We start from the raw sequence: 8667 nt of genomic DNA, 5'->3' as shown, positions 1-8667 counted from the left end.
GTCTTGTTATGTGCATGATTTAATAACTATTTAATATCAAATTTTTTAATTTCAATCGGAGCAAGATTACCGTTAGCATCGATTTTTTGTGATACCTTATAATAATCCAGTTTACCCTGATCAAGTGCAGTTTCAATTTTTGCTGCAATTTCAGCATCCTTGCCTCCCCTTGCCTTCATTTCTTTTATTGTCTCTTCTAAATAAGGTCTTGTGCCCTGTTCAGCAATTTCGCCGCTGCTCACCTTTTTGCTTCCTACATCAGAGCTTCCCCCCTTTGCCTCGACCACGGATACCCTATCAACAACCTCAACCTTGCCGGTAGCTTCATCTATATAGACAGACTCACTATAAACCTTATCTAAGGTACGACTTCCTTTACCAGTATAATCAGGATCAAGACCGAATTTTTCCTTCATTGCTAAATCAGCGGCCTCTTCTCCTAATTTCTCACTCTTGTCTATTACTTTTTTATTTGCCTTATTATATTCTTCTGATCCTTTAGGATGTTTGTCTCTTTCAATTATTTCATCTGCTCTTTCTTTCTGTGTTTGTTTTAGTTTTTTGGCTTCATCAGTGGTCATCCCACTTGTATCTATTTTTTCTACCTTATCTTTTGGTTTTGTAGATGTGGGATCCTGCTCATATTTGGCTTCAACATCTATTTTTCTTGGAGTCTTCCCATCAAAATCTTTAAACGTTTTCGACTCTGGATCATATACGCGCTGATTGCCTTCTGTTGCTCCATTTTTCACGTAGGTAGGCTCGCCCTCACCGTTAAGACGCCAGTGGTAACCAGGTTCCGCATCTGGTAACCCCATGTCCCGTGCTTTTTTTCCGCCTGCGCTGAAGCTGTCATATTCTAGCTTCTTGATTTTCTTATCGAATGCCTCCAGATCTCGCATCACCGCCGGATCCTCTGGTGTTTTAGCCATTCTTTTTCTTATCGCCTTTAATTCTTCTGCCAGTTGTGGATTTTCCTTCAGCATCTCACTGTGACTGATCTCATAAACTTTGCAATTAGAACATTCTACTATATGACCTTCTTTATCGGCTTTTAAAGCGTGACCGTCTTCTGTTTCCCCTTTAGATACAACACCCTCGTCATTTTGAGCTTTTTTGGCAAAGTCTTCTCCTTTCTGTTGATCAGGCGTTTTAGCTTCTGGCTCAGCAATTGGTTCAGCTTCCGATTTTACTTTTGGTTCTGGCTCAGCAATTGGCTCRGGCTCAGTTTTTACCTTTGGTTCTGGTTCAACCTTAGTTTCTGGAACTTTGGTTTCCGCTTCTGGTTTTATTGGGGTATCAACCTCAGATGCGGTTGGCTCTGTATTTGTTTTTGCATTTTCGGTGGCTTTTTCTTTAGGAGCACCGGGTTTTTCTTCCCCTCCTAATCCAACTTTCTCTTTAAGACCACCGATTTTTTCTTTCATTCCGGCCCTGCCTTCATTAAATCCTTCGCTGGCTTTGGCAAGTCCCTGTCCAAATTTGCTGTCTTTTAAAGCTCCGGCTGCCCCTTTAAATCCTTCCGCTACCTCAGGCAACAATTTGCCTATAACAGTACCTAGTTTTTTGATTCCAGCCAGCAAGCCCTGTGCAATTTTGCCGCCTATTGCACCCAGTAATAGAAGAGCTACCATTACACCAAGGGTTAAACCACTATTGGCAATGCGCTGATAGGCATATAATATTCTATCCCGACCAGTTTTAACTTGTCCACTTGCATATTGCCTTGGTCCATCTTCTGCTTTTGCGGCATCGGCATGTACCTCTCCTGCTGTTTTTTCTTTTGCAGGTGCAGGTGGTGGCGGTGTAGATTCTACTCCATCGTCCTCGGTTACAGAAAGATCATAAACAGATTTGGCAATTACGGCTGTTTCGGTAACAATCATTGATGCCATGATTCCTTCCCCTATAGCTATTCCAACTTCAAAACCAGCCCCTGCGCCAGGAATTGCACCGGCACCTACTCCAAAAATACCGCCCAGAATTGCACCGACCACTGTACCTCCAATAACTATCCAGCCGGCAAAAGCACCGATGGTCATGTTCAATGCCTGCATCCACTCGAGGCCACCATCAATCACTTTACTAAACTCACCATCCCAAAGGTCGTTCCACATCTGAGGAATTAATCTCCAGAGTTTAGGGGCGTCATCATATAATGGACTTTTGTCTGCAAATGGGTTAATTAAGAACCAAATCATCTTTTTGGCCTCTTCCCACCAGTTGCCTATTAAGTGGTTGATGTTTGGAGTAAGATATTTCATTATCCCGGTAATGTGTTTGGCTGTTGCCAAACCAAATAATGCCAAAGCTTTTTTGACTTCACTTTCGGTACTACCGGGTATGTCTTTAATGTAAGGCTCTAGAAACTCTTTTGCTTTTTCTTCTAATATTTCGGGATGATCCCAGATTAGAAGAAATCCATCAATCATGGCTTTAAATAATTTGTATTGCCTTTCAATATCATTCAGAAAGGCCATTACCTTAAGGAAACCGACAACAATAACTTCGATAACAGAAAGTGCGACAGTAAGGGCTTTTTGTACAAAGGCCAGGGCAGTATCAACGAATTCAGCAAATGCATCTATTATATCTGATACTATCTGTTTAAACCGCTCAAAAGCTTTATTTGTTGCGGTGACTGCAGTATCCACAGCAGCATCAATTTTAGTGTTAATTGCATCGCGTATGGTAGGAAAAGCTGCAAAAGCGATATCAACAAAACCCTTTAATATAACACCAAAGCCTTTTATCAAACCAACGACTGCTTTGCGAGCCAACTCTAAAGCAGCCATGGCAAGTTTTTTGGCCTGTTCAAAAACCCATTTAAGTGCAGCCCTAAGCTTATCGAAAATAAAGTTTACAGCTCTTTTTAAACCGTCTATAAGTGCAGAAGCAGCATCAGCCAACCAACCAAAGAAACCTCCACTCTCTTCTTCCGATTTTTTCTTTTTATCTTCTGCCTCTTGCTTAGCTGCCGCGGTTTTTTCTGCAGCTTCTTTATTGGCGTCATCATAATGTTTTTTTGCTTCGGTATTCCCTTTTTCAGTTTCCTTGCCAATTTTACCAATATGCTCTATCGCGCTATTTGTAGCTTTTGTTTTGAAATCGGTTTCTGTGGCATCCAGTTGTTTTTGCCAATCAATTCTGGATTCTGCAACCTGTTTCTGTGCGTTTTGTTGGGCTTTGTTTTGCGATGTTTTCGATTTAATCGTTTCATCACTAATTTGTTCATCCGTTTTTTGTTTCTCAACAATCAATTTTTGTTGATAAGCGGCTTCATCCTGTTGATATTTTTGCGATTGCTCTCCTATTTTTAGTGAGGCCTGGCCTGCAAGTGATGCATCAAGCCTTGCTGCGATCTCTGGTGATAGGTTTGATCCGGTGCCTAATGTTGTAGAATTCACACCCTGTGTTTTTTTGAATCGATGCTTACTTTTTATTTTTTCTTTTCCAGGTTTTTGTATTACATCATTTTCGCCAAAATCATTTTGAATTTCTTTCTGAGCATTGTTCTTTGCTATTAATAGATCTGCTGTTTGTTCTTCCTGTTCTTCAGATAGATTATTTATGCTGGCTTCACCTGTTAAAGTAAGTTCAGGGGCAGCGCCTAATTCATCCGGCAAATTGCTGGTATCTAAATTAATGTTACCCAGTTCATTTTGAGCTGCTCCTGTTATGTTTTCAGATCCCTCGCTATTTCCAAATCGTGATAAAAGTCCTGAAGGAACAAATCTTGCTTGTGGAGGAATAGCAACTTCCTCTACAGCCGGTGGCTGCCAATCGCCTTTGCCTTCAAATTTATTTTTAACTGTTGCGCTGGCCTTTGAGGCAATGTGTTTTGCCTTTGCTTTATTATTTTCGCCATAAGCACTGCCTGTACTTTCTGCAACGGTAGGCACAAGTTCTAAAGCTTTGTCTTTTTGCATCTGCATACTTTGAGATGAGATGCCTTTTGCCTGATTTAATGTTTCTGGTAACTGGGTAGCCGGAGTTGATTGTAGGATAACCAACATATCGCCAGGATTATCCGTTGCTGTTATAGTTGGTTTTTCTTCTGCTAAGCTTTCTGCTGCAACACCTTTTGCGCCAGCTGTTTTAGGAGTATCATTTCCTATTGGTGAAGTTGCCGGTTTTTCTGCTGTTTTAGATGTTGAAGTGGCAGCCTTACTAATACTGGATCCACCTTTGGATGACTCATCCGGCGGAAGAGTTTGAGAACCCTGATTATTAGCCGTTCCTGAAATATCCTTTTTATAAGTTTCATTTTTCTGCGGCTCAATCTCTCCGGTTTGTGTGGCTTTGGCGGCAGGATCAAAGGTTGTGTCTTGTTTCCTTTGCACAGCCTTATCTGTAACAGGGGCAGTTTGCTGTAGAACATGTGTAAGTTCGTGTGCAAGTAATCGTTTACCATCATCGGTTTCCGGGCGGTATTTTCCCTCGTTGAAATAGATGTCGTTTCCGGTGGTAAAAGCCTGGGCATTAAGTTCCCTGTTCATTTGTACCGATTCTTGCCCCGAATGTATTTTTACTGAACCAAAATCTGCACCAATCCTGTTTTCCATAAAGGATTTAGTTTGGTTATCCATAGCGGAGCCATTACCCCTGCTATTTTCTATTGAGGAAGTTAGATGATCACTAACTTTAAACTCACCATTACTTTTTGTTTGAACAAAGGGAGTAATATTTGTAGAAAGAGGTTTTTTATGGATGGTTTCCTCTTCCTCACATGCGGCACATTTAAGTTGGACAAAGTTTGCACTGCTTGAACGCATAACTTTATCAGCAACAGCATCTGCCTCTTTTTCAAACGGATCATCAGGACCACCAACATTCAATTTTGTTTGCAAAAAGAACGAGGCTTCGCCATCGGCCTGCAAGAGTTCATTTTGTTGCAGACTCTCCTGTCTGGCAGACGCAGCAGGTGCAATAATAGGTTCGGAAACAGAATCTTGTTTCACTTTAATTTAAATTGATGTAATATGGAGTTATGGATACTGAGCCAGGAAATAAGCGTAGATATTAGGGCGAAGCGCTTTTAAAGTAGCTGGCTGATTAATGTACATAGAAAATGCTTCGGCAAAATATTCACTTTCTGAAGTTTTTGTTGCAGCATATTCACTCATCCCCTTACGCAAGCCACCATCTTTTCCTAATGCTTCTGTAAAACTGCCTTTTGCCTTATCAGCGCTTAAGGCCTCACCTCCTTTTCCRCCAGAACCTTCATTTGGCCTATTATCTAGTGCATGACCAAATTCGTGGGCCATTATAAATGCTTTTTGAGGCAATGTAGCGCTGAAAAAATCACCATAAACTGTAATTCTTCTCTTCCAATCCGTACTGTCTTTAGGCTTGATCTGACTATATTCTGCAGACTCGTTTTTGGGCCCTTTTGGGCTTTGTCCCAAATGGACAGGTATACCCGTGGCCTTGCTTAAAATGGCTGTTGGCACTATATCTAAAGCTTCTAATACCTGATCAAATTTTGAGTCGCTCATGGTCTTTGATAAATCGGCTAACGGATCGCTTGTTACAGGAACTGCATTAGTTATCTGGTAGGTCGTTTCATACCTCTGGCGCCTTTGAGCTGGAGTTTCAGTATTCGTACGAGCAGTAAAATTGCTCAGTTTTTCTACAGCTAATTGAACGTTTTTCATTTTATTGGCCCCCTTTCCACTAACATCGAACTCAGTTGATGTGAATCGAACTATAGCATCAGGACCTTTTATTTTTGCATCTGCCGGATTTGTTTCTCCACTCAGATCTACGTGTTGTACCGTAGAAATATTGGTGATGGCGGCCTCTGTTGCATCTTTGTTTAAGTTAAAATTATAAAGTATCAATGCTCTCATTGCACTTTCAACCCACGCCTCTGTCGGATCAAAACCTTTTACTACATATGTAACATTGTATCCTGAGCGCACATCTCTAACAATACCTTTCTGGAAAAACAAAGAAATGTTTGTTTGAAGATTGAAACCGATATCGTAACGGATGTTCTGTCTCGTTGCTGCATCATATGATTCGAGATTTTGCACGGTGTCCTCTCCTGGCATTGGTGAACGTTGTATTGTATTTCCGTTTTGTTGTATGGTATGTGTTAACTCATGAGCAAGTAGATGCTTACCCTCTGCAGAATTTGGTCGATACATATTTTCATTAAAATAGATATCCTTACCAACGGTGAATGCCCGGGCATGCAATGAGGCAGAAAGTTGACTGGCATCAGTTCCACTATGGATATTAACGTCAGAAAAGCCGGTTCCAAACCGGCTTTCCATAAAGCTTTGTGTCTCTTTATCCATTTGCATTCCGGTACCCCTTGATGCCTCAATTTGCTCGTTAACTTCTGCTTTTAGTTTTGGCTGGTTGCGGTAAATCAGCTGATCAGTTGAATTACTTTTACTGTCTTCATTTTGAAATGATGCAGGTTTGGGAGTATCAGCATCTTTTGTGTGTTGATTTGCAGTGTTGTGCGATTTGCCTGTACCCTTCATAGTTTATTATTACCAGTCACTGCTACCGCTCTCTGGAGCTGTAGTTACTCCAGCCCCAGTCCAGCTAATTTCTTCGTCCCAGTTCCACCACATATATTGGGGCTCCATGCCACTTAGCGGAAAATAGCTTGCAAATCTTCCAAATGATGATTGATCCATTGTATTGTACATCCAAACCCTTATTGTAGCAGTGTGAGATCTGCAGTTAATGGAATCTACAGTTACATACAGGCCGAAAGAACCAATTGAACATGTATATAAATCCATGGATTGTACACTAGGCCCCACTAGTCTTGAGCTTTGATAAAGTATAAAGGCATTTCTACACGTCTCGGGATCTGTACCTGGAGGGCTTGAAACCCAAAGTGGATAAGCATTAGGATCTGTTACAGGAGGCTTGGTCATTCCGGCGTGCCATGAAGAGTCTGTTCGATGGCTGGCTGCCCACGCTGCACAATCCGATGAAATATTTGCTTTTATTGAATTAAGTCCATCAATTACAGGTTGCCAGCCTCTAACTATTGTAGTGTAGTTATCACCTTCGGGCATATCCCATTGCGTAGCACTAGAGAATGGGGAAAAGAATTCATCTAATATTGCTCCAACGGTAGTTCTTTGAACCAATCTTTTACTTTTTATAGATGAATCTTTCCCTTGTTGTAGGGTATGAGTCAACTCATGAGCAAGCAAATGTTTTCCCTTGTCGGACTGTGGCTGATATTCTCCCTGATTAAAATAAATATCGTTTCCAACGGTAAAGGCTCTAGCGCTAAGGTTGTTGCTTAATTGTACCGACTGATTGTCTGTATGAATGTTAACATCGCTAAAATCACTTCCGAAACGGCTGCTCATAAAGCTATTTGTTTCCGTATCCATTTTACTTCCGGCACCGCGCGAAGATTCTATGGCATCTGAAACCTGATTGCTTACTGTTGAACTATTTTCAGCTTTTGCCTGGATACCTGTAGTTATTCCAGCAACTAAAGGTTTTCGCTGTGCTTTCTCTTCTTCTTCGCAATGGCTGCATTTTCGCTGAATGAATGAACTTTTGGGCATACGCATTACCTGATCTGCCATTGCGTCGGCTTCATCTTCCAAAGGATCATTAGGCGATCCTACCGTCAGTTTTGCTTGAAAAAAAATGTCGGCACCGGTTTTATCAGCAGCAACTTCACTTTGCTGTAGCATCTCGTCTTGATGAGCTGCTGCCATTGGTGTTACAACAGACTCTGATACGGCAACATCTTTCATAGCCTAATATTTTGGACCTCGATCTAAATAGTTTTTCCCTCTTTTCTGAATTCTTTTTTTATACCTTCTAAAAGGTCTTTTTCCCTAATGATATTTTCTTTGCGGTGAAGTGCCATTAAAGAAGCGTATTGAACAACATTTATTATCGAACCACCAGCGAGTTCATATTTTTCTGCAATGCTATCAATATCCAAGTCCTCTTCAAGCTGTACTTTATTACTAAATGTTTGGCGCCATAATATAGATCGTTCGTTACTTTTGGGCACAGGAAAATAGATAATAGACTGTAACCGCCTACCGAATGCTTCATCCACGTTGTTGCGCATGTTGGAGCTTAAAATTACCAAACCGTTGTAATCTTCAAGTCGCTGTAACAGGTATGCAATCTCTTGATTTGCATATTTATCGTGCGCATCAGAAATTGATGTTCTTTTGCCAAATAGCGAATCGGCTTCATCAAAAAACAAGATCCAGTTTTTGTGTTCAGCTTTTGCGAATACTTTTTCCAGATTTTTCTCGGTTTCTCCTATGTATTTTGAAATAACCATTGATAAATCAACTCGGTATACATCTACACCTGCCAGTTTTCCAAAAAGTCCGGCAGTTAGCGTTTTTCCTGTCCCTGGAGGCCCGTGAAATAATGCTTTATAACCAGGTTTCAGTGTTTTTTTCATCCCCCATTCGTTCATTAACACAGGGCCATGTTCTAACCATATTTTAATTTCACCTAACTGTTGCATTGTGTGCCTGTCTAGCACCAAATTATCCCATTCCAGCTGGGTGTTTATTCTTTTGGCAGGAAATTCCATACTAAAGGAAGGCTTGCGCAACTTGCCACCAGTAAAAAGGTCTATATACTCATCGTTAATTAACAGTTGTCCGCTTAAAATGGGTTCGTTTGCAGGAGATGACCCAAGCC

General features: G+C 41.0%; 4 protein-coding genes. All 4 read right to left on the bottom strand.

The window, feature by feature from the left end; translation table 11 throughout:
* Positions 1-26: 26 nt before the first annotated feature.
* Positions 27-4961, bottom strand: coding sequence for an eCIS core domain-containing protein (locus tag AC1DDX_RS17355; protein WP_337716220.1), 4935 nt, complete (start codon positions 4959-4961; stop codon positions 27-29).
* A 27-nt stretch (positions 4962-4988) separates the two neighbouring features.
* Positions 4989-6497 carry an eCIS core domain-containing protein gene (locus AC1DDX_RS17350; protein WP_337716217.1) on the bottom strand — a complete coding sequence of 503 codons (1509 nt, stop codon included), beginning with the start codon at positions 6495-6497 and terminating at the stop codon, positions 4989-4991.
* Between the two features lie 9 nt (positions 6498-6506).
* Positions 6507-7748, bottom strand: a complete 1242-nt coding sequence (locus AC1DDX_RS17345; protein WP_337716215.1) for an eCIS core domain-containing protein — start codon at positions 7746-7748, stop codon at positions 6507-6509.
* A 23-nt stretch (positions 7749-7771) separates the two neighbouring features.
* A partial coding sequence (locus AC1DDX_RS17340) for an ATP-binding protein (RefSeq protein WP_477622326.1) occupies positions 7772-8667 on the bottom strand: 896 nt, incomplete at its 5' end.

The organism is Pedobacter sp. 10L46_2 (assembly GCF_056395165.1).
The sequence above is the reverse complement of the archived record's forward strand: the minus strand, read 5'-3'. Positions and strand labels throughout refer to the sequence as shown.

Excerpts from the sequence above, each read along its gene's own strand:
- AC1DDX_RS17345 (WP_337716215.1), bottom strand. The coding sequence starts at position 7,748 with ATGAAAGATGTTGCCGTATCAGAGTCTGTTGTAACACCAATGGCAGCA.